Source organism: Planococcus sp. 107-1 (genome assembly GCF_021513255.1).
Lineage (GTDB): Bacteria > Bacillota > Bacilli > Bacillales_A > Planococcaceae > Planococcus.
In genome coordinates, this window is record NZ_CP090977.1 from 451404 (window position 1) to 473434 (window position 22031).

At 45.8% G+C, this 22031-nt stretch carries 16 protein-coding genes and 7 pseudogenes; 18 read left to right on the plus strand and 5 right to left on the minus strand.

All coding sequences use genetic code 11. The annotated features are described in order from the left end of the window. Positions 1-117: 117 nt before the first annotated feature. Positions 118-969 carry an MBL fold metallo-hydrolase gene (locus tag L0M13_RS02550; RefSeq protein WP_235198175.1) on the minus strand — a complete coding sequence of 284 codons (852 nt, stop codon included), beginning with the start codon at positions 967-969 and terminating at the stop codon, positions 118-120. 151 nt (positions 970-1120) lie between these two features. On the opposite strand from L0M13_RS02550, the pseudogene L0M13_RS02555 reads away from it, so the two are divergent. Together L0M13_RS02555 and L0M13_RS02560 are read left to right on the plus strand one after the other, a co-directional pair. Next, positions 1121-2240, plus strand: a pseudogene (locus L0M13_RS02555) (NAD(P)/FAD-dependent oxidoreductase). A gap of 14 nt (positions 2241-2254) precedes the next feature. Next, positions 2255-3604, plus strand: coding sequence for a GNAT family N-acyltransferase (locus L0M13_RS02560; protein ID WP_235198176.1), 1350 nt, complete (start codon positions 2255-2257; stop codon positions 3602-3604). Positions 3605-3830: 226 nt separating this feature from the next. Here the strand turns inward: L0M13_RS02560 and L0M13_RS02565 are convergent, their stop codons facing one another. Next, a complete protein-coding gene (locus L0M13_RS02565; RefSeq protein WP_235198177.1) occupies positions 3831-5048 on the minus strand; it encodes a helix-turn-helix domain-containing protein in 1218 nt (405 codons plus the stop codon). A gap of 118 nt (positions 5049-5166) precedes the next feature. Here L0M13_RS02565 and L0M13_RS02570 point away from each other — a divergent pair, with 118 nt between their 5' ends. Further along, the gene (locus L0M13_RS02570) at positions 5167-6456 is read left to right on the plus strand and encodes an MFS transporter (protein WP_235198178.1); all 1290 of its coding nucleotides are present in this window, start codon (positions 5167-5169) and stop codon (positions 6454-6456) included. Between the two features lie 125 nt (positions 6457-6581). Further along, the gene (locus tag L0M13_RS02575) at positions 6582-7439 is read left to right on the plus strand and encodes an SDR family oxidoreductase (RefSeq protein WP_235198179.1); all 858 of its coding nucleotides are present in this window, start codon (positions 6582-6584) and stop codon (positions 7437-7439) included. A gap of 193 nt (positions 7440-7632) precedes the next feature. Here L0M13_RS02575 and L0M13_RS02580 read toward each other — a convergent pair. Next, positions 7633-8792: pseudogene (locus tag L0M13_RS02580) on the minus strand (MFS transporter). 313 nt (positions 8793-9105) lie between these two features. Here L0M13_RS02580 and L0M13_RS18295 point away from each other — a divergent pair. Next, positions 9106-9237 carry an Lmo0850 family protein gene (locus L0M13_RS18295; protein ID WP_251477275.1) on the plus strand — a complete coding sequence of 44 codons (132 nt, stop codon included), beginning with the start codon at positions 9106-9108 and terminating at the stop codon, positions 9235-9237. Positions 9238-9291: 54 nt separating this feature from the next. Here L0M13_RS18295 and L0M13_RS02585 read toward each other — a convergent pair. Beyond that, positions 9292-10477: pseudogene (locus L0M13_RS02585) on the minus strand (FtsW/RodA/SpoVE family cell cycle protein). Positions 10478-10638: 161 nt separating this feature from the next. On the opposite strand from L0M13_RS02585, the gene L0M13_RS02590 reads away from it, so the two are divergent. The 10 genes and pseudogenes from L0M13_RS02590 to L0M13_RS02635 all read left to right on the plus strand — a co-directional run bounded on the left by L0M13_RS02590 (position 10639) and on the right by L0M13_RS02635 (position 19506). Continuing rightward, positions 10639-11409, plus strand: coding sequence for a hypothetical protein (locus tag L0M13_RS02590; protein ID WP_235198180.1), 771 nt, complete (start codon positions 10639-10641; stop codon positions 11407-11409). Between the two features lie 78 nt (positions 11410-11487). After that, positions 11488-11835 carry a DMT family transporter gene (locus tag L0M13_RS02595; RefSeq protein WP_235199250.1) on the plus strand — a complete coding sequence of 116 codons (348 nt, stop codon included), beginning with the start codon at positions 11488-11490 and terminating at the stop codon, positions 11833-11835. Further along, the gene (locus L0M13_RS02600) at positions 11835-12152 is read left to right on the plus strand and encodes a DMT family transporter (RefSeq protein WP_235198181.1); all 318 of its coding nucleotides are present in this window, start codon (positions 11835-11837) and stop codon (positions 12150-12152) included. The genes L0M13_RS02595 and L0M13_RS02600 overlap by 1 nt, the downstream gene beginning before the upstream one ends. Before the next feature lie 116 nt (positions 12153-12268). Further along, entirely contained in the window at positions 12269-13339 is a 1071-nt protein-coding gene (locus L0M13_RS02605; RefSeq protein WP_235198182.1) for a D-alanine--D-alanine ligase, read from the plus strand. Beyond that, entirely contained in the window at positions 13340-14710 is a 1371-nt protein-coding gene (murF, locus tag L0M13_RS02610; RefSeq protein ID WP_235198183.1) for a UDP-N-acetylmuramoyl-tripeptide--D-alanyl-D-alanine ligase, read from the plus strand. It begins immediately after the preceding gene. A 74-nt stretch (positions 14711-14784) separates the two neighbouring features. Next, a complete protein-coding gene (locus L0M13_RS02615) occupies positions 14785-15483 on the plus strand; it encodes an alpha/beta hydrolase (RefSeq protein ID WP_235198184.1) in 699 nt (232 codons plus the stop codon). A gap of 334 nt (positions 15484-15817) precedes the next feature. Beyond that, a pseudogene (locus L0M13_RS02620) lies at positions 15818-17327 on the plus strand (DEAD/DEAH box helicase). A 149-nt stretch (positions 17328-17476) separates the two neighbouring features. Continuing rightward, on the plus strand, positions 17477-17956 hold the full coding sequence (locus L0M13_RS02625; protein ID WP_235198185.1) for a PH domain-containing protein: 480 nt from the start codon (positions 17477-17479) through the stop codon (positions 17954-17956). Beyond that, the gene (locus L0M13_RS02630; protein ID WP_235198186.1) at positions 17949-18455 is read left to right on the plus strand and encodes a PH domain-containing protein; all 507 of its coding nucleotides are present in this window, start codon (positions 17949-17951) and stop codon (positions 18453-18455) included. The genes L0M13_RS02625 and L0M13_RS02630 overlap by 8 nt, the downstream gene beginning before the upstream one ends. A gap of 88 nt (positions 18456-18543) precedes the next feature. Then, on the plus strand, positions 18544-19506 hold the full coding sequence (locus L0M13_RS02635) for a PH domain-containing protein (protein ID WP_235198187.1): 963 nt from the start codon (positions 18544-18546) through the stop codon (positions 19504-19506). Between the two features lie 2 nt (positions 19507-19508). Here the strand turns inward: L0M13_RS02635 and L0M13_RS02640 are convergent. Beyond that, positions 19509-20116: pseudogene (locus L0M13_RS02640) on the minus strand (rhomboid family intramembrane serine protease). A 66-nt stretch (positions 20117-20182) separates the two neighbouring features. Between L0M13_RS02640 and acpS the strand changes: the two are divergent. From acpS to L0M13_RS02655, 3 genes and pseudogenes are all read left to right on the plus strand, one after another. Then, positions 20183-20532 (plus strand): annotated as a pseudogene (gene acpS / locus L0M13_RS02645) (holo-ACP synthase). A gap of 18 nt (positions 20533-20550) precedes the next feature. Beyond that, a pseudogene (alr, locus tag L0M13_RS02650) lies at positions 20551-21650 on the plus strand (alanine racemase). A 96-nt stretch (positions 21651-21746) separates the two neighbouring features. Then, the gene (locus L0M13_RS02655) at positions 21747-22031 is read left to right on the plus strand and encodes a transcriptional regulator (protein ID WP_110925660.1); all 285 of its coding nucleotides are present in this window, start codon (positions 21747-21749) and stop codon (positions 22029-22031) included.

Genomic DNA, 22031 nt, shown 5'->3' on the forward strand with positions numbered 1-22031 from the left:
TTTATACCCGTTTTCTGAAATATTAAAACATATTTTTGATTTATTCGGCTAAATCGTATTTATTTGCGCTGCCTATAGAAAGCCTCTTGGAAAATCTTTTCCAAGAGGCTTTCTATTTTAAGGATGCAGCGTATCAACAAATTTGCCGTATTTTGGAACTGCGAGATCTGGGAAGTTCTCAGCCAATTCCACGAGACCTTTTGCTAAAGCGGAACCTCTTATCGGCTTGCCGTGCCCTGTAGCTGCCACCGAAGGGCGGAGGTCCGCAAGCTTTACAACGGATTCCCAAGCGGCCCGCCAGTCCGGCGTCAAATATACAGGAGGACCGTATACACCTTTCTTTTGAGTCAGGACCCGGTAAAGCGAATCTTGCTTGACTGTTACAAAAGCGTCTCCTGCAATAAGGATGCGTCCGTGCTCCCGGAATAGGGAAACGTGGCCTTCCGTATGGCCAGGAGTATGGATCCAGCGCCATCCTGGCATATCCGGAACTGTTCCGTCCTCCGGCAATGCATGAAGGCGAGTTGAAATATCAATGGCTTTCACTGGAAATTCTTTCGACATTTTGACGATCCATCCACCTTCTGCTTCAAAATCCGGTTCAGGATAGTCGGTGATTCCTTTTAAATAAGAGAATTCCAATGGGTGGGCATAAACCGGCACATCATGTGTCTCCAAAATTTCAATCAATCCGCCAACATGGTCGAAATGGCCGTGTGTTAAAATAATGGACTTTAATTTATGGTCGGGGCCAAAATGATTTTCTGCTTCTTTTAAAATACGCTGTCCAGAAGCCGGCATGCCTGCATCGACAAGTACCCATTCATTGCTTACGGCTGGATTTCCGATGAAATACACATTCGCCACTTGAATGGTATAGCAGTATATATCAGGTGCGACTTCATAACCGGATCCGCTTCTAAATGAGGTCACCGGCAATACTTTCTCAGTGGAAGAACTTTTTTCCATAAAAACGCCTCCTTGATTTCCAGATAAATTTTCTTTCTTAATCTCTACCCTCATCCCGAGCTTTTAAATCCATTCAAAGTCGGAGGCATTTGAGTATGACTGCCAACTCCAGTAAAATGAAGATAAGAAATTATAGAGACTGGGTGTTTAAATGAAGTCAGTAATTATTATCGGCTCCGGAATTCTCGGGGCTTCTACTGCATACGAAGCTGCCAAGCGCGGTGCAGAAGTGACATTGATCGATCGAGGAGATGCAGGGCAAGCAACTGGTGCAGCGGCCGGAATCGTTTGTCCGTGGATTTCACAGCGAAGAAATAAGGCTTGGTATGGACTTGCGAAAAACGGGGCTGCTTACTACCCTGAATTAATCCAGGCATTGGAAGCGCTTGGCCAGCAAGAAACAGGCTATAAGCAAGTTGGCATCGTCAGCATACATGAAGACAGCAAATTAGATAAGATGGAAGAAAAGGCGCGTGAACGCCGGGAAGAAGCGCCGGAAATGGGGGAAGTTAAAAGGCTTTCCCCGGCAGAGACGCAAGAACGATTCCCTTTCGCAACAGGACCATATGGTTCTCTTTATGTCAGCGGCGCAGCAAGAGTGGAAGGGCATTCTGTCCGAGATGCTTTAATCGGAGCAGCAGTGAAACTGGGAGCGAAAAAAGTGCATGGAAATGCAGAGCTGATCCTAGAAGGAACGAAAGTGGCAGGAGTAAAAGCAGGCAGCCAGGAATTTTATGCAGACAGCATCGTATCCACAGGGGGGTGCTTGGGCGGCTGAGCTATTCGAACCGCTCGGACTGCAATTTAAAGTTGTGCCGCAAAAAGCGCAAATTCTTCATCTGCATTCGGAAGAAGCGCCGACCGAAGAGTGGCCGGTAGCGATGGTGCCTTACGGATTATACATTGTGCCTTTTTCAGAAGGGCGCATCGTCGCTGGCGCCACGCATGAAAACGATGCAGGATACGACACGAAACTGACAGCTGGCGGAATCCATCATATCCTGGATAAAACGCTTGACGCAGCTCCAGGGCTTGCGGCAGCTGAGTTGACGGGAGCCGCGACCGGTTTTCGCCCTTCGACTCAAAGTGCATTGCCGGTCATTGGGCCAGTGCCAGGCCATGCTAATCTTTTTGCAGCGAACGGCTTAGGGTCCTCAGGTCTGACAGCAGGACCGTATTTAGGGATGCAATTAGCGAAGCTGGCGATAGGGGAACCTCTGGATATTGATTTGAGTCTCTATAGAATAGAAGAGATTTTCGAACGCGAATAGAAGGGGGGATGGCTGTGTACTGGTGCAAAATTGCCCGAAGCGAGGAAGAATTTCAAGCGATTGCCCAATTGAATTATGAGACCTTTGTCGAGGAGATTCCCCAGCACGAAGCAGACGGTTCAGGGGTGAGGGTAGATCCTTTTCATGCACAGAATACGTACTTGATTGTTTTAGCGGATACGCTCCTCGTGGGTATGATTGCGCTGCGGTCTGAACGTCCTTTTTCATTGGACCTGAAAATCGGTGAGGTAGAGCAGTATTTGCCGAATTCCCGCAAAATCTGCGAAATCAGATTGATGGCGGTCCGGAAACAGCATCGGAACGGCCGGGTGTTTTTCCTGATGGCCCGGGCACTTTCGGATTATTGCTACGCCGAAGGGTTCGATGCCGCCGTCATTTCAGGGACCACACGGCAATTGAAATTATATGGCCAGTTGGGCTTTAAAGCCATCGCAGATCCTGTAGGAACAGGGGATGCGGTGTTCGTGCCAATGGCTACGACGCGCGGCCAATATGCTGAGTCTGTAGCTGCACGCCTCCAAACCGGACGGAAATTATTTTTGCCGGGACCCGTAAAGTTAACGGGGCCGCTTGCGGCACCTTTTACGGAAGACCCGGTTTCCCATCGCTCGTCCACTTTCCAGGCAGTATTGGAAGAAACGAAAGAAAAGCTAAAAGAGATGACCGGATCTTGTCCGCATTTTTTATTCGGCAGCGGAACGCTTGCCAATGAAGCGATGCTTGCCCAAATAAGCCGGCTTCAAAGCCGCGGCTTAGTCTTAGTGAATGGTGAATTTGGCAGACGGCTAAAAGATCAGGCAAGCAAGTGGAAACTGGATTTTGAAGTAGAGGAGCAGGAATGGGGCAGCGCTTTTTCGCTGGCTTCCATTCAAAAGCGACTCCAGCAGCAAAGTTTCGGCTGGCTTTTAATGGTGCACGGTGAAACTTCGACAGGCATGCTGAACGATATCGGAAGTTTTGCAGCAATCTGCGATCAGCTGCAAGTGAAACTTTGCGTCGATGCCGTCAGCAGTTTTGGGGCGGTTCCGCTTTCCTTTGAAAATATTTGGCTTGCGACGGCCGTAAGCGGAAAAGCAATCGGGACAAGCAGTGGGCTCGCCATCGTTTTTGCTTCCTATTCTGTAACGCCTGATGCCGCGTTGCCTGCGTATTTGGATTTAGGCCATTACAGCAATAAGGTGCCGTTTACTTTGTCCTTTTCATTGTTAAAAAGCTTCAAAATTGCGCTGGATGCTTATCCCGAGCGTTTTGGAAAAACTGGCGGATCGGCTGGCTTCAGTGAAGCGGGATACTGCAAATTGGCCGAAGCTTGCAGAAGGTTTTCCGACAGCGATTACTTTTAAAGGCGAGCACAACTACAAACATTTCGCACTGGATGCGCATTTGTCCGGGTTGGAGCTTCATAGTATGAGCTCTTACCTTCACGAAAGAGAGCTGTTCCAAGTGTCTTGCATCCAGCCGGATTTTGAGGCGGATTGGCAGCAGCTCATGAAATTCCATGAAGGCTATTTTAAACATATAGATAAATAAAAGCCCGGCCGATAGGAAATCGGCCAGGCTTTTATCTTTTTATCGGACGATTTGTTGATGCACATCCAGGATGAATTTTTTATAAGGCAAATCCAACATCGGTAAAACATTGTTTTTGGCGATGTCCGCATGCTTTACCGCCAGCTCGTGTTGGCCTTGCTGCTCGTATATCAAAGCGATATAAGCGTCTTTTTCATAATTCATCGCGAGGTCATATGGGTGGTGAAGAAATTCCCAAATCTTATGGCGCTTCAACCAGTCGAGCGCTTCCTCGAGGCGGCCTTGTCCGTATAGGGCTTTTCCTTTCTCAAGGAAAAACTGAGAAATCTCATCTTCTTTATATTTCTCCAGATTTTTATCGACAATCGCTTCCGCTTTTTCGTATTCATGTGCAAAAGAATTTAAATAATGGGCTTCCAGCAAATCCAACGTGATGTCAATTTTTTCATCATCTGAAAACTCGGCAAAGAGCCGGAGCTTATGGACGTAATAATTTTTCATGTCCTGATTGTTTTTTAAAATGGCATGGAAACTCATGACCCGGTAAAGGTCGTTCATCTTATAGAAAATTTGGTGCTCTTTTGAATATTCGACCGCTTCATCAATAATGCGGACGGCATCCTCATCATTGCCGATAGCAAAATACAAGATTGCTTCTACAAAATCAAAATCCAATTTTTTCAGCGAATCAAGCACAGCATCCCGGGCTTCAAAGGATTTCCGAGATTCTTGAAGCATGGAAAGGGCATCGCTGTAAAGGTGTTCGTTGAATTTCAGCATTGCACGGAACATATGGATTTCAGCGCTATTGTTCATCAAATGCAGGCCTTCATACATTTCTTCTGCTTGAGAAAGAGAAGATTGCCAGCCTTCTTTTTTGGCGTAATACAGACTTCGGCTATAAATCTCAAGCAATCTGGCCGATTCATAGCGGTATGGAAGGGAAGCAACATACGGTTCAATCTTTTCAGCAATTTGGATAAACCCATCGCTGTAATTCTCTGTCTCGGCTCGGTACATTTTCTCAACGTCTTGCAACAGCTCCCGCAATTCGCTCGTCGGAATTTCCGCTAATAATTCATCTTTATCAATGCCTAATTGCTCCGCTATATAAGACAAGCTTTCCATGGATGGATTGGCTTTATTGTTTTCAATCAAACTCAGCATCCCTTTAGTCAGTCCGCTGCCAGCAAGTGTCTGCAGCGTTAGGCCTTGTTCTTTGCGCAATTTCTTGATGCGTTCCCCTAAAGTCTCCACTTCATTCACCTCTTTTTAAAATTAGTTTAATTATATTAAACTTTCTCTTGCGATGCCAATTTAACCATGATATATTTTGTTTAATTAAATTAAACTTTTTTCTAAGGGGATGGAAAAAATGTCACAAGCAGCAAAGATGAAACGGGCCAGCTACCATTTATACACCTTCACGATCAGCAAGCTCATTTCTGCATTCGGCAGTAGCGTCTATGCATTTGGAATCAGTTTATATGTATTGGCACTCACGGGGTCGGCTGCCAGTTTCGCTGTCAATTTGATTTGCAGTATTTTGCCGCGTACAATTTTGGCGCCGTTTGCTGGATACGCCGCAGACAATTATTCGAAGAAGAAATTAATCATCTTCTCCCAGCTCGGCGGTATTATTACAGTTAGTGGATTGTTGATCTACAGCTTAGCTATCGGTTTATCGCTGCCTGCAATTTATACAGCGACTGCCTTAGTATCGATATTCTCGATGTTCAACGGCGTCACTTTTTCCGCATCGATTGCGAATTTAATTGATCCGGACCGCATTCAAAAAGCGATGGGGTTCAATCAGTCGGCGGTTTCGATTGCTGCCATCGGAGGGCCTGTTATTGGCGGTATGCTGTTCGGCTTCGTTTCGATGAATGTTTTCCTCACAATTGAAATTGTGGCTTATGCCATTGCCCTTGTTCTTGAAGCGACGATGAATTTCAGGCTCTTTACGAACGCCGCAGTAAAAACAGCAGATGAACCGAAACAATCGGTCATGCAGGGAATGAAGGAAGGTGTCGCTTACCTTCGGACGAACCGGGTTATTATGGTGATTGTCACAACGGCCATCGGCTTGAATTTCTTTTTCTCCGCTTTAATGATCGGTTTGCCGTTCATTGCAGTGCAGCAATTAAAAGTGGAAGCGACGCATTTCGGTATTATCGAATCAATGATTGCGGTCGGCATGCTTGCAGCATCTATTTATTTCTCGATTCGAAAAGAAGTCAAGTTCCCATTGTTGTTTTCGAAAAGGGCGATTCTCGCCATGTCCGTTGTTTTGGCAGCTCTTGCGTTGCCATTGGTTTTGGACATGTCTTATACAATGAATGTCTTGTACTTCATTATCTTAATGCTCGCTTTCGGCTTGTCGAATGTTTGTGTCAATACCCCAATCGGCGTCATGATGCAAAAAGATGTGGCCGAAGAATACCGGGGCCGCGTATTCGGTATCTTGGAATCGATGGCCATGGCGATGATGCCGCTTGGCTACTTATTATTCGGCTTATTATACGATTTCGTGCCTGCGCAGTATGTCATATGGGGATGCAGCATCTGCCTCGTGCTTTTGACAGCCTATATGATGCGTGCAAGTATTTTGAAAGAAGCTTATCCAGAACTTGCCGGCACCCCGCCGGCTAAACCGGTCATTTAAACTGAAATGCCGCACACTTGAGTAGGATTCGGGTGTGCGGCATTTTACTTATTGAGGATGTTTAGGGAAGAAAAGAACGGGAAAAGTTTAGAACACGAAACCAAACTTGAAAGGATGACGAGACGATGGAAAAAGACAAGCCAGAAAACTTACCCGCACAAGAGCAGGAGCGCCAACCAGGATTTGAATCAGAAATGACCCCAGAACCGGACTTTACTGGAAACCTTGCAGGCAAAGCGCAGCGGCTTCCAGGAAAAACGGCATTAATAACAGGCGGCGACAGCGGAATTGGACGGGCGATAGCCGTTGCTTTTGCAAAAGAAGGAGCAGACGTTGCGATTGCGTATTTGGATGAACATGAAGATGCGGAAGAAACGAAAAAACATGTGGAGCAGGAAGGGAAGCGCTGCTTGTTGATTTCAGGAGATATCGGGGATGAAGCTTTTTGCCAGGAAGCCGTACAAAAAGTGATTTCTGAATTTGGAAAGCTGGATGTATTGGTCAATAATGCTGGCGAGCAGCATCTTCAAAATTCATTAAAAGATATTACAGCGGAGCAATTAGAGCGGACGTTCCGGACCAATGTCTTTGGAATGTTCCATTTAACAAAGGCGGCACTTGACCATTTGAAGCCAGGAAGTTCAATTATCAATACGACTTCCATCACAGCTTATCAAGGAATGCCGACATTGATCGATTATTCATCCACAAAAGGCGCCATCCTTTCGTTTACGCGCGCCCTTTCAGGATCGCTCGCTGAAGAAGGGATCCGGGTAAACGCAGTAGCGCCAGGCCCGATCTGGACACCGCTCATTCCGGCTTCATTCCCTGCGGACCAAGTAGCGGAATTCGGCAAAAATACGCCGCTTGGCCGTGCCGGGCAGCCGGATGAATTAGCGCCGGGCTATGTCTACTTGGCGTCTGATGATTCTTCTTATGTAACCGGGCAAGTCATTCACATCAACGGCGGTACGCCTCTTTAAACCATATAAGATATCAAAAAAGCAAGCACCTCATGAAGAGGTGCTTGCTTTTCAAATTGTCGTGAAACTGGTTGAAATAAACCCATGCTCCTGCGCAAGCTCGTCGCAAAGCCATTGACCTCGCAAGCGTCGGTCAATAAACCCATGCTCCTGCGCAAGCTCGTCGCAAAGCCATTGACCTCACAAGCGTCGGTCAATGGCTTCGCAATGTTTTAGCGGAGCTGCGGTAAATAACGATAAGCAAAATACTGAGCAGCGCTAAAGCTGCGGACAGGTAATACACAGAGCCGGATTGGATGGTCAATAGCCACGTGAAAAAGAGAGGGCCGATGATGCGTCCCATATTATCCATGGAGTAAGTCATGCCGGCTGCTGTCCCATACTTCCCGCCGGATTCTTTGGAAGTCAGCGAGACGAGCACGGTTCTGGCCAATGCATTGCCGGCAGTGAACACGCTCAGTGCAACACCTGCAAAGATGAGGCTGCTGGTGAATGGCAGCATCAATAGGCCGATAGCCGTTACAATTTGAGCGCCGATAATCCACTTGGTTTCAGAACCGTCTTTAACTCTGCGCACTACGCCTCCTTGTATGGCTGCATCTACGAGCCCGCTTGCCATGAAGAGGTAGCCTAACTGAAGCGGCGTGATCTCGATTTGGTCAATCTGGAACAATTGGAACGTCGATTCAAGTCCCGCCAATAAAAATGTGACGGCAAATGAAAAGAGAAATAAATAGCGGATGCGGTATTGCCAAAGAATGCTGCCGCCTTTTGGCAAAAGTTTCCGCTTCACGGCTTCGCCTTGGCGTGCCGGTTCTTTTAGAACGAGGCTCGCATAGAACATTAACAGCAGCACTAAAATAGCGGAAGCTGTGAAAGGGAGCGAGAGTGAAACGGCACCGAGCAATCCGCCGATCGCCGGTCCGAAGATAAAGCCGAGCCCAATCGACATGCCAAGCAGTCCCATGTATTTGTTGCGTTCATCGTCTGTTGTAATGTCCGCGACATAGCCGGTAACGGCCGTGTAAAGTGCCCCGGAGAACAGCCGCCGATAATCCGCGATGCATAAAGCAAAACGAGATGATCAAGAAACAGGGAAAAAAGGAAAAAGCTCAGACTGAAACCGGCCAGGCCGATTAAAATCAGTTTTTTTCGGCCGGTCTGGTCAGACAAACGGCCCCATAATGGTGCTGTGAAAAAAGAGGAAAGCGCATAAATAGTAATGAGTCCGCCGACATGGATATCGGAATAACCTTGCTGCACTACGACTTCCGGCAAAACGGGGATGATGATGCCAAACCCCAGATAAACAAAAAATTGCACGGACATCAGTAATAAAATGGTTTTCTTCATAAATAAAACTCCTGCTTTCTAAATAAAGGCTTTGGTGCCATTTTACCTTTGTTTTAATGCGGCGACAAACGAATTTGTAAAGAGTTGTGGAGTGGACGAGGGAGCTTTTTAGAAGATGGAGAAGAATCGTAAATAAAGTAAACTCTTTTCTTCACAAATTATTTACTTTGTCATCAAAATGATAAGTTTAAAATCTTGAAATGATGGTATTATAACAGAGACACAGAAAAGTCAAACATTATGTAATTTAAACGAAACTAGGCAAACTGGCCAACGTCTTAATAAATAACTAAAACATAAAGAGGTGATCTGGATGGCGAAAAAAGTAGAAGTTCGCAAAATCGTTTCAAACTTATCGAAACTGGGAATCCAAGCAAAAATCACAAAGCCGCGCGTAGAACTCTTTAGAGCATTAGCATTGCCGCAAACACAATCGCAAACATAAAACTCCGGCGCAGGGCGTCGGAGTTTTTATGTGGAGAATATAATCGTTAGTTCGTTATTCGGATTCTTTCTCATTTCCGAACATATAGGTCTTGTGGTGGAACTTCATACTGAACACAATGCCGAGTGCAAGCATATTCCCGATCAGCGAGCTTCCTCCGTAGCTGATGAATGGCAGCGGAATTCCGGTGATCGGCAAAAGTTGGATGGTCATGCCGATATTCTGGAAAACGTGGAACGTAATCATGGCTATGATTCCGGCACATACATAGGTGCTGAATGTGTCTTTCAGCTCCAGCGTAATTTTAGTCAAATGATAAATCAGCATGAAGAATAAGATAATGACGGCACTTGCACCGATGAAACCGAAATCTTCCGAAATGACCGTGAAGATAAAGTCCGTGTGGTTTTCTGGTACGTACACTTCGCGCCCTTGAAACCCTTTGCCGAACACTTCACCGGAACCAATAGCGTTCATGGCGGCAATCAAGTTATAGCCATCCGTATCAGCATATTCATACGGGTCGAGCCATGTGTAGATCCGGGCAAGCGCATAAGGTTTGATTCCTAATACATTGGAAAGGAAGTCCTGCATGTAGACGGCCATCCATAAAAGGGTTCCTCCAATGACTGCGACTCCTCCAAAGCTTGGCACGATGATTTTCCAAGAGATGCCGGCAACGACGATCAAGGCGAGTGTAATCGCGATAAATACAAGGGCGGTCCCAAGATCGGGCTGTGTCAGGATAAAGGCCAGCGGGATAAAGAGCATGATGCCAATTTTTCCAAGAAGGACAAAATCAGTTTTTAAGGTTTTTAACGGATTTTTTTCATGGTGCGCGGAAATCATCTTGGCCATGGCCAGTATATAGAAGGTTTTCATGAATTCAGCGGGCTGAAGATTGACGACGGGTGTATGGAACCAGGCTTTCGCCCCATTGACCGGTTCTGCAATCTGGCCAGGGCCGCCAGGAGAAATCATCAAAACAAACAATAGGAAAATACCGAAACCATATAGGTAATAAGACATTTTTTTGTATTGATCCGAGTCAAAATACATAAGAACAGAAATCATGCCGATTGAAACAACGTAGAAAACTGCTTGGCGGGACAAAGTTTGTTGGGTATATCCCGGCGGTTTGGGCGGAAGATATTGCCAATAAACTGACGACGAAAAAGAGAAATAATATGAAAGCTAACGGCCAATCTACGCGATCGGCGAAGCCTTTATTTGTTTGCATGAGCGTTCACCTGTACTTTTTTATTATTATAAGCCGGATTACATTATAACGTATTCCCTTCGAATATGCCTATACCAAAAGTAATGACGCAAATAGAGCTAGGATGTTTCATATTTCAGTGGAATGGTCGTATAATAGTTGAGAAGAATGGAGTGGGGAATATGGTGAAAAAACCGTTAAACGCGGATTATTATATACAGCACTTATATATTTATTTGAATGACGCGGATCAATTCGCTCTTTTCAGCGGACTCACCTTTGCTCATTTTATCGATGCGATGAAAATGCCGAAGAATCTTTTATTATTAAAGCATGCTTATGACGATGCTTCGTTCAATATGCATACTTATATGGAGTTTGTTGCAGAGGAAGAATATGCGCAGCTTCGGAAAGCCTGGCTCAATAAGAAAAGCGAGTTTTGCTGGATCGATTTTAGGAGCGAGAAGCAGTTAAATTCATTGACCCCGCAAGAACAGGCGGAGCTTCTCTACATCGGACATAAAAAGGAAACCGTGCGTCCTCCTTTTTATTCGACGCTGCAAAACGAATTTGTTTATCTATCCAGTGAGGAAGAGCAGACCACGAAGATTTACTTCCGCCATCTGGAAAGGCTGAACGAATTAGTTGGAAATTATTTTACTCAAGTGATCCGCAGAGAAACATCGGGCCAGAACTTCTGGCGCCGCAAGACGCGTGACTTGGTGCCGGAATTGCCGAGGGAAATTCTGGAGTCGCTGAAACGCGAGTACCGAGAAGGCGCTTTAATTTCCTTGGCGGATCCTGAGAAAACGAAAAATACGATTGAATTGCATATTCGGTCTGTTGAGGAAATTTCGTTTCTGGATGAATTCTGGTCGGATATCAAACATTACACAAAACAGGACGTCAGCCGGAAAATTGTGTTTGACCGCAAAACGAAGCAGTGGAAATAACGCTCGGAAACGAGGGTTATTTTTTTTGAAAAGGCTCAGGCTGAATAGTGTTAAATGAGGAAGGAAAGTGTGGAAAACATGGCGTGGATCTATTTAACGATAGCCGGATTGACGGAAATCGTCTGGGCAATCGGTTTGAAGTTTGCGGACGGCTTTACGAATATCGGGCCATCGATTGTCACTTTGTTGTTTATCGTGGTCAGCTTTCTATTGTTCGCAAAAGCAATGGCGGTTATTCCAATCGGCACCGCTTATGCCGTTTTTACAGGAATTGGAGCGGCCGGCACTGCCATACTCGGAATTTCACTGTTTGGCGAAAATGCCAGCTTTGAAAAAATCGTGTTTTTAGGCTTATTGATTTTTGGGATTATCGGATTAAAAGTTGTAGACGGCAAAGAAGCGGCGAATGAAGGAGGCGATTCTTGATGGCATGGCTGACCTTAATAATTGCCGGATGTTTTGAAGTGGCTTTCGTGACGACCATGAAATTATCAGAAGGCTTTAAAGTAAAGAAGTATACGGTCCTAACCATATTAAGTGGAGCGCTCAGTTTCTATTTGCTGTCACAGGCCTTGACGGAAATTGCTGTAGGCACCGGCTATGCAGTTTGGACAGGCATCGGTGCAGCTGGCAGTGTAGTCGTCGGCATGCTGTTTTTTAAAGAAAGCAGACAGCCGGCAAAATTGTTTTTCTTGACGTGTATAATTGCAGGGGTAGCTGGATTGAAAATCTTCGGCGCTTGACAGAAAAAAATTTTCGTCTCCCGTTGTTCGTGATAAACTAGTCATTATGCAAAAAGAATTCAACAAAATGAAAAAGCCGGGAGTTCGGGCTTATATATTAGCGGAGGTTTTTCAGAATGAAAAAACGAATCGGTTTATTATATGGAGGAAAGTCAGCGGAACATGAAGTCTCGCTATCCACTGCGCAAGCCGTAACTCAAGCATTGAACTTTGAGAAATACGAAGTTTTTCCTATCTATATCACACATGAAGGCGAATGGAAAAAAGGTGCGATGCTTGAAGGCCCAGTCCAAAGCATCGAGCAGCTTCAATTGAGTGAAGAGACCTCTTCTCCAAATGACATTTCAGGGTTCCTTCCATCTGAACAGGAGCAGAATCTGGAAGTCATTATCCCGCTTCTTCACGGGCCAAACGGTGAAGACGGGACTGTACAGGGCTTGCTTGAAGTTTTGAATTTACCTTATGTCGGCAATGGAGTACTTGCTTCATCAGCGGGTATGGATAAAGTAGTTATGAAGCAATTATTCGAAATCGCTGGGTTGAAACAAACACCTTATGTTTATTTTATTCGCAGGGATTGGATGGCGGATCAGAGCTATTGGGTAAACAAAGTGGAGAGGGAATTGCAATGGCCGGTATTTGTCAAACCGGCGAATCTCGGATCAAGCGTCGGCATCAGCCGGGCCGAAAACCCGGAGGAATTGTCGGCAGCTGTTGAAGAGGCGTTGAAATTCGACCGCAAAATCGTTGTGGAACAAGGCGTCGTGGCCAGAGAAATCGAAATCGGCGTACTTGGCAACGATGTTCCTGAATGTTCGGTTGCTGGAGAAATCAAACCGCTAAAAGCTTTCTATGATTACCAGGCGAAATACAAAGATGGCAATACGGCTATGATCATCCCGGCTGAACTGGATGCAGGAGTCTATGAAGAATTAGTGATTGCAGCTAAAAAAGCGTTTAAAATTCTGGATTGTTCCGGCCTTGTCCGTGCGGATTTCTTCGTTACCGCTGAAAATGAGCTATTGATCAATGAAGTCAACACATTGCCAGGGTTCACGCCTTACAGCATGTTCCCACTATTATGGGAAAACACAGGATTGCCTTATCCGGAGCTGATTGAACGCTTGGTCAAACTTGCGATCGAACGCCATGAGGAAAAGCAATTACTACAAGTTAAAATAGATTGAGTGGAGAAGCCGAATGAAAAAAAGATTGAACAAATTGCCAAGTGGCTTGGAGTTAAGACGAGTTTTAAAGGCATCGAAGTGACAGGTGCCTCGATCAATACGAGAACGCTTAAGCCGGGAGATCTGTTTATCCCGTTCCGCGGTGAAAATGTCAATGGACATAAATATGTGGTGCAAGCATTTGAGGCGGGAGCCGCTGCAGCCTTGTGGCAGCGCGACGAACCAAATCCGCCAGAAGACCTTCCGCTATTGCTAGTGGACGATTGTGAAGTAGCCTTGCAGGAAATGGCCAGAGCTTATCGCGACGAATTGTCTGTCACGGTCATCGGCATCACTGGCTCAAACGGGAAAACTTCGACAAAAGATCTAGTGGCGAGTGTCTTGAAACCCTATTTCAAAGTCCAGAAAACCCAGGGGAATTACAATAATGAAATCGGTTTGCCGCTTACCATCCTGTCGCTTGACGAAGATACGAAATTCGCTGTCCTGGAAATGGGCATGAGCGGATTTGGACAGATTGAGTTCTTGTCGGAACTTGCGCGCCCGGATTATGCCATCATCACCAATATCGGCGAAGCGCATATGCAGGATCTCGGATCAAGAGAAGGAATTGCACAGGCGAAGTTTGAGATCACTGCAGGACTGGAAAGCCATGGCAAGCTTTTTTATGACGGCGATGAACCGTTGTTGCTTCCATTCGTGGAGAATTTCCCGCAAGCGGTATCTTTCGGTTTTGACGATAATAATGAATTGACCGTAACCGATATTAAAGCAACCGAGAATGGCAGCAGCTTCCTCGTCAGTGGAATTATTGATGCAGCATTCACCATTCCGGTGCTGGGCGAGCATCAAGTGAAGAACACCTTGTCTGCGATTTTAGTGGCACTTGAAGCGGGCCTTTCGGAAGAAGATATCCGTAAGTCGCTGAAAGATGCAGCGCTGACCGATATGCGTATGCAAATCATTAAAACCGAACAAGGCGCTACGTTCATCAATGACGCTTATAACGCTGCGCCGTCTTCGATGAATGCCGCTTTGAATTTCATCCGTGAAACCACGATGAAAGACGATAAGTGGGTAGTCCTAGGCGACATGCTGGAGCTTGGTGAAAACGAACAATCCTATCACGAAGCTTTAGTGAAAAACATTTCAGAAGATATTGCGGGCGTTTGCTTATACGGACCGCGCATGAAATGGCTTTATGATAAAATGCTTCCTTCTTTTAAAGGGGAACTCTTGTGGAGCGAAGACGATTATGCACCTATCGTGTCATTGCTCAAAGAAAAAATCACTCCGGATTCAATCATCTTGGTCAAAGGCTCACGCGGCATGGCCTTGGAAAATATCATCGAGCCTTTTACCGGGCAATAATAGACTCTGCTTGGCGGGAAGCTTTCCTGCTGAGTAGAGTTTCTGTTTATCTTGAAGCGAAAGTGGTGAGCGGTTTGAAGACAGGCGTTTTATGCATCCATGGCTTTACAGGCGGTCCTTTTGAAGTACAGCCGTTTGCCGATTATATAAAAGAACATACCGACTGGATTGTGGAAGTGCCGACATTGCCGGGGCATGGCGAAAAACTCAACCTGAAAAAAATGACTGCGGAGCATTGGATGATGGAAGCTGAGCTTGCAATGCGCAAGTTGAAAAAAAGAGTCGACCGCGTCATCGTTGTCGGATTTTCCATGGGCGGTTTGATTGCGATGTATTTGTCGCTGCGCTATAAAATAGAACGCCTTGTTCTGTTGAGCGCTGCTGTTAAATACATCAGCGCTGCCCAAATGCTAAAAGAAGTCAAAGAAGCGGCAGCGGATGCAATTAACGGCCGGCTGGCCCAAAATCCATTGTTTCATCTCTATGAATACAAGTTGACGCATACGCCCATCGGTTCAGCTATTGAATTTCTGCGGGTGGTTAAAATGGTAGAGCCGTATTATAAAACCATCAAAATCCCGGTTTGCATCGTCCAAGGCAAAGAAGATGGCATCGTTCCGGCGGCGGCTGCAGATTTCATTTACGAGAATATCGGTTCTCTTGATAAACAGATCATCCATTCGGATTCAGGGAAGCATTTGATTTGCTACAGCGATGATTGCGAAGACTGGTTTAGCGAAGCGCTGTATTTCATGAAGCAGCAAAAAGAGTAAACTGATTATTAGAACCTTTGCGTATTGATTGCAAGTAGGGGGGAATCGTGTTATTCTGTTGAAAGCAATGGATACATTTTTGAAGCACTCTTCCCTGTGAAGAGTATTTTTTTGAGCAAAACGGTTTGTTCTACTTACAGGGTTTCAAACACCCGCCGATCAGACCGCTCGGCAAAGCCCGAGCTTTTCCTGTTCACACATCCCCTCTGACTTAAAACTACAGAGTATGATTTTCGACGTGAAAGTTCCTCATAAAGGCTCGACCTTGTCACGAATTCATCTAAAATGTACACCATTTGTAAATCAGATGAAGACAAAAGGAGATTGAAAAAATTTGGTAAAATTTTCAGAATTAAATCTTAGTGAAACAACTTTGAAGTCCGTACGACGCATGGGGTTTGAAGAAGCAACACCAATCCAAGAAGGTACGATCCGTCTTGGAATGGAAGGCAAAGACATTATCGGACAAGCACAAACGGGTACAGGTAAAACAACTGCATTCGGTATTCCTTTGATTGAAAAAATCGACACTAAAGACGGTAATGTCCAAGGATTGATCATCGCGCCAACCCCGCGAATTGGCAATCCAGGTCTCTGAAGAGCTTTACAGACTGGGCCAAGACAAAAACGTGCGCATCCTTTCAGTATACGGAGGCCAAGAAATCGGCCGTCAAATCCGTGCACTTAAAAACCGCCCACAAATTATCGTTGGTACACCAGGACGTCTATTAGACCACATTAACCGCCGTACGCTTAAATTGGACAATGTAAACACATTGATCCTTGACGAAGCAGACGAAATGTTGAACATGGGCTTCATCGAAGACATCCAAACAATCATGGCCACTGTCCCTGAAAGTCGCCAAACCCTGTTGTTCTCAGCAACTATGCCGGATGCAATCCGCCGCATTGCAGAGAAGTTCATGAAGACTCCAGAGATCGTTAAGATTAAATCGAAAGAAATGACTGTTGAAAACATCGAGCAGTTCTATGTGAAATCAGTAGAACGCGAGAAATTCGACATCCTTTCACGTCTTTTGAATGTTCAACAGCCAGAACTTGCAATCATCTTCGGCCGTACAAAACGCCGGGTTGACGAATTGGCTAAAGCTTTGAATATCCGCGGCTACGTAGCTGAAGGAATTCACGGTGACCTTAGCCAAGCAAAACGTATGTCTGTATTGAAACAATTCAAAGCAGGAAAAGTCGACATCTTAGTTGCAACTGACGTAGCAGCTCGCGGACTTGATATCTCAGGCGTGTCACACGTTTACAACTTTGATATTCCACAAGATCCTGAAAGCTATGTCCACCGTATCGGCCGTACTGGCCGTGCAGGTAAAAAAGGAGTCGCAGTCACGTTTGTAACACCGCGTGAAATGGGCTACTTGGGCATCGTTGAACGTACAACGAAGAAGAAAATGGAAGCATTGGTTCCACCAACTGCTGACGAGGCTGTACTTGGTCAAAAACGCGTTGCAATGGAGCAATTGATCGAAATGACAGAGAAAAACAACTTAGGCGATTACCGTGCATTTGCTACGGAAATGCTTGAGAAGTTTGATGCTGTTGATTTGATTGCTGCTGCACTTAAAACAATGACGAAAGAGCCGGAAGATATTCCAGTTCAAATTTCTGAAGAGCGCCCACTTCCTTCACGTGGAGGCGGCGGATACAAAGGCAAAGGCGGACGCAGCGGAGGCGGCGGTGGCTATAAAGGCAACCGTTCATCTGGTTCAGGCCGTCCATCATCGTCAAGCCGTCCATCTTCAGGCGCAAGCCGTCGCCGCGAAGGCGGAAACGGTTCAGGTCGTCCAGGACGTACACGTCGTCACGAATCTTAAGATTTCTTAAAATAGAAGGCGGATGCGGAAACAGGAAACTGTTGCCGCATCCGCCTTTTTTTGCTTATTCAATTTGCGTTACAATAGAATGAAACATTTACCGCTTTGAATCGTATTAAGAGTTACTATATAGAAACGGGGAGAAGCAAATGGATACTCAACCAAAAAATCAAATTTCTGTAAAAGGGTTAAAGGTCTGGCGCTTATACGGAATGATTGAAACCTTAGTCATTGCCTTGCTTGCGATTGGGGCGGGAGTGCTTACATACTTTTTTGAATGGCCATCTTGGCTTTATGCGATTTACATAGCGTTTCCAGTGCTTTTCGGCTTCCTCTTCATTTATTTGTTTCCGAAAATCCGCTGGCAGCGCTGGCGCTACGAAGTGCGGGAGCAGGAAATCGAACTGCAGCATGGGCTTTTTATCATCAAGCGCACTTTAGTGCCGATGGTGCGTGTGCAGCATGTCGATACAGAACAAGGGCCTATTTTAAGGAAGTATAATCTAGCAGAGATATCCATCTCCACAGCGGCAACCACTCATACCATTCCTGCTTTGGTCACAGAGGAAGCGGATGATTTGAGAGCCCGCATCTCTGTACTTGCAAGGGTGGCGGAAGATGATGTCTGAAACCTACTATAAATTGCATCCGATCTCAGCGCTTATCAATTTTCTGAAGGGCTTAAAAGAATTGCTGATTCCTTTTCTCGTCATTTTCGGAGTGAATCTATTCAGGGATGGCGGCATTAGCGGCATGTTTTCAAATGGCTGGCAGGGATTGATTCCGCTGATAATTGGTGGGGCGGTCCTGCTATTCATCTTGGTAGGCGGGATCGTCAAATGGAAGCGGTTCGTCTATTGGTTTGAAGATGGAGAACTTCGCATCGAGTACGGATTGTTCGTTAAGAAAAAGCGTTATATCCCATTTGACCGAATCCAGAGCCTGAATTATACGGAAGGCATTTTTCACCGTCCGCTCGGTTTGGTCAAAGTGAAAGTGGAAACTGCAGGAACCGGCAAAACCGGTGAAGCGGAAGCGGAACTGACGGCGATCTCACGTGAAGATGCTGATCGGATCGAAGAGAAGATGGAAGAAGCGAAACGCGGTTCCATAAAAGAGAAACGGTAGATTTAGAAGATGGTGCCGAGCGTGAAATAGCTGTACCGGAACCTGAAATGGCCGAAAAAAGATTCTTCATACCAAATACCGGATGAACATGAAAGAATTATTGGTTTTGGCCACCACTTCCGGCGGGATTGGCGTTGTTCTTTCAGCGGTAGCTGTTTTCTTTTCGCAGTTTTCGGAGTTGATCCCTTACGACGCAATCTATGAAGAAGTCATGATTTTCCTTCGCTTCGGTTATTTGATTGTCGCGTTGACGATCTTTATGGGATTGCTGGCGGCCTGGGCCATTTCGGTCATTTTGACGATTTTGGCCAACTATCAATTCACGATCCAGACAGATGATGACCATATTTATTTGACTCGCGGGTTGTTGGAGAAAAAGAAGGTATCCGTGCCATTTAAGCGGGTACAAGGCATTAAAATTTCCCAAAACCCTTTGCGGGAATGGTTCGGCTATGCGACAGTAACGGTTGAAAGTGCGGGAGGGTCTTTAGGGGACAAGGATGAGAAAATAAGGCTATTTCCTTTAGCTAAAAAAGAGACACTCATTCCAATTTTAGAAGAGCTGTTCCCCGAGATGGAATGGCGGCCGGAAATGCTCAAAGCCCCGAAGCGAAGCGTCCATTTCTTTTATCGTCTGGACTTTATTTGGATGATTCCTGTAATTGGATCGCTGAGCTATTTCTTTTATCCGTATGGGCTTTTGTCTCTTATCGTTGTGCCATTAACTATTGCGCTAGGTGTCTGGCAGCACCGGACGGTCGGCTATTCCTTGGCAGATCGGCAATTGACGATGGAGTTTAGAGGCATCAGCAAGCATACATTCTTCATGATGAAAAAGAGAATTCAAGCAGTGGAAATTTCGAGCAGCTATTTCCAACGGCGTAAAAGCTTGGCTTCAGCGCAAGCGACAATCATGTCGGGCTTGCTTGGAGCCACTGCCCGAGTGGAACATATAGAGCGGCAAGATGCGAGCCGCATCCTTGCTTGGTATGAGCCTTCCAACCAAAAGGCGGAAGAAAATGAAAAAAGTCAGCCGGAATTATCCGGCTGACCTTATTTTTTTGTTTTCCAACTGACAATCCGTTTAGGATGGAAGTAGCTCATACCGATTAAGAAGCCGGTGATCATTCCTGCAATATGCGCAGTAGCATTCACGTTAGGCGTCAAAAACGTCATAACAATGCTAATTACGATAATCGGGAGTATAATTTGTCTCAGCTGCGGCAACGAACGCCGGCCGTAGTAAAGCAACGCACCAAATGCGCCGAAAATCCCGAAGATGGCACCGCTTGCGCCTACATGGAGATAATCCAACGGCTGCAGGAAATAAGTTGCTGCTGTTCCAACCAATCCAGCCAATAGATAAATGGTGATAAAACGGACCTTTCCGGTCAACCTCTCCAGCTCAGGCCCGAATAGGAATAGCGAGAACATATTGAAGAGAAGGTGCATCAATCCGCCGTGCAAGAACATAGGTGTGATGAAACGCCACCATTCTCCGCGTCGATCAGGAAGTTGGAACCCACTCCATAATAATAGAGAAGATCGCCGATGCCAGGAATCCAGGTCAAGATGTGGACGATAAGGTTCAAGGCAATTAAAGTGGAAACTACAGGATAAAGACGTAAGTATTGCGAAAAACTTTCAGTACGTAAAAACATTTGGTCACCTCTATTTCATAAATCCATTATACCTTTTTCAGGTTTACTATTGAAAGGAGAACGTCTATGATAAATGGAATCGGCCTGGATATCGTGGAACTTCACCGCATCCGGAAGTTAGACGCACGGTCAAGCAAGTTCCGCCGCCGCATCTTAACAGAGCGGAAATGAGCGAATACGAACAATTGTCGGCAGCCCGGAAAACGGAATTTCTGGCAGGGCGTTTTGCTGCGAAAGAAGCCTTTGCAAAAGCGAATGGAACTGGGATCGGCAGCGCCTGTTCATTTCAGGAAATTGAAATCCGCAAAGATGAAAAAGGAAAGCCGAGTGTTTTCTTTCAGCAGCAAGAAATCGGGCTTGTATCAATAACACATACAAAAGAATATGCAGCAGCACAAGTTCTTTTGCAATCCTAAAGTAAGTGGTGATGACAAATGGTAAACTACCGTCCAACAAAAGCGATAATCGATTTAACGGCAATTGAAAAAAATCTGGAAGTGTTTAAGAAGCAAGCAGGAAAAGCGGAAGTCATTGCTGTAGTGAAAGCAGATGCCTATGGACATGGAGTTTTAGAAGTTTCCCGGCGTGCAATCGCTTCGGGCATCCGTTTCCTTGCAGTAGCTACGCCGGATGAGGCGTTATTTTTGCGGCAGCAAGGCATCAAAACGCAATTGCTTGTTCTTGGAGCTACGCCGGAAGCTTTCATCCCGGTGGCGCAGGAGGAAGAAATTACGCTAGCGGCTATCTCGCTTGCTTGGCTTGAGATGGCGTCGAAAGCTGCCCATCCTGAACTTGCACCTTTAAAGATTCATTTGAAAATCGACAGCGGCATGAGAAGAGTGGGAGTGTTTCCGGAAGATGCAAAGCAGGCAATCGACTTTATCCGCCGGCACCATTTTTCATTTGACGGCTTATTCACGCATTTTGCGACAGCTGACGAAGAAAGTGGGGAGCTATTCCAACAGCAAGTGAAGGAAATGAAAACAGTTATTGAATCGGTAGCGGATTCCGCAGTGATGGTCCATGTAGCCAATAGCGCTGCAGCCATAATGCATCAGGATCTTGCTTATGACGGTGTCCGCATCGGCATTTCTTTATACGGCATCGCACCTTCTGCCTATGTGGAAAATGAAATGTCTATCGCATTGTCGCCGGCTATGAGCTTGGAGACCGAAATCGTTCATGTGAAAAAAGTGAAAGCTGGCGAAGCTTTGAGCTACGGAGCGACTTATCGTGCCGAAGAAGATGAATGGATTGCCACCTTGCCGATTGGCTATGCAGACGGCATGCTGCGCGGGCTGCAAGGGCAGGAAGTTCTTGTGCGCGGATGCGGATGCCAGTCGTAGGGCGGATTTGCATGGATCAATGCATGATTAAGCTGCCCGAAGAACTGCCGATCGGAGAAAAAGTGACTTTAATCGGCAAGCAGGGGAATGAGGAGATCCGCATGGAAGAATGGGCGGAGAAATTAGAAACCATACCGTATGAAATCCCGTGTATTTTAACGAAAAGAGTCCCTCGAATTTATTGTTAAATAATGTTAGCCCTTTTTTCGCCTTTTCAATAGGGCGCTTCGATGTTAAGATGAAGGGGTGAGAATAGAGAGAACGGTATTTTGGAGGTGTCGGCTGTGTACGGGAAGTCAAAGACAAAAGAAGTGGTTGTGAAACTGCCGAAGCAAATGATCTCAGAATTGACTGCGCATTCAGATGAACAAATTCAAGAACGTGGTGATTATGTTTATGTTTCGACCCAACGGGTAACGAAGAACATATACGATTCACATCATATTCGGGAAGCAATGATCAAAGGCTACGTGGAGATGTCACAAATCAATCTTTCAATCGCTTGTGAATGTTCTCATGCAGAATACGAAGCGGAGCACACGACCGTGCGACTCGTAAGCGGGGGTTGA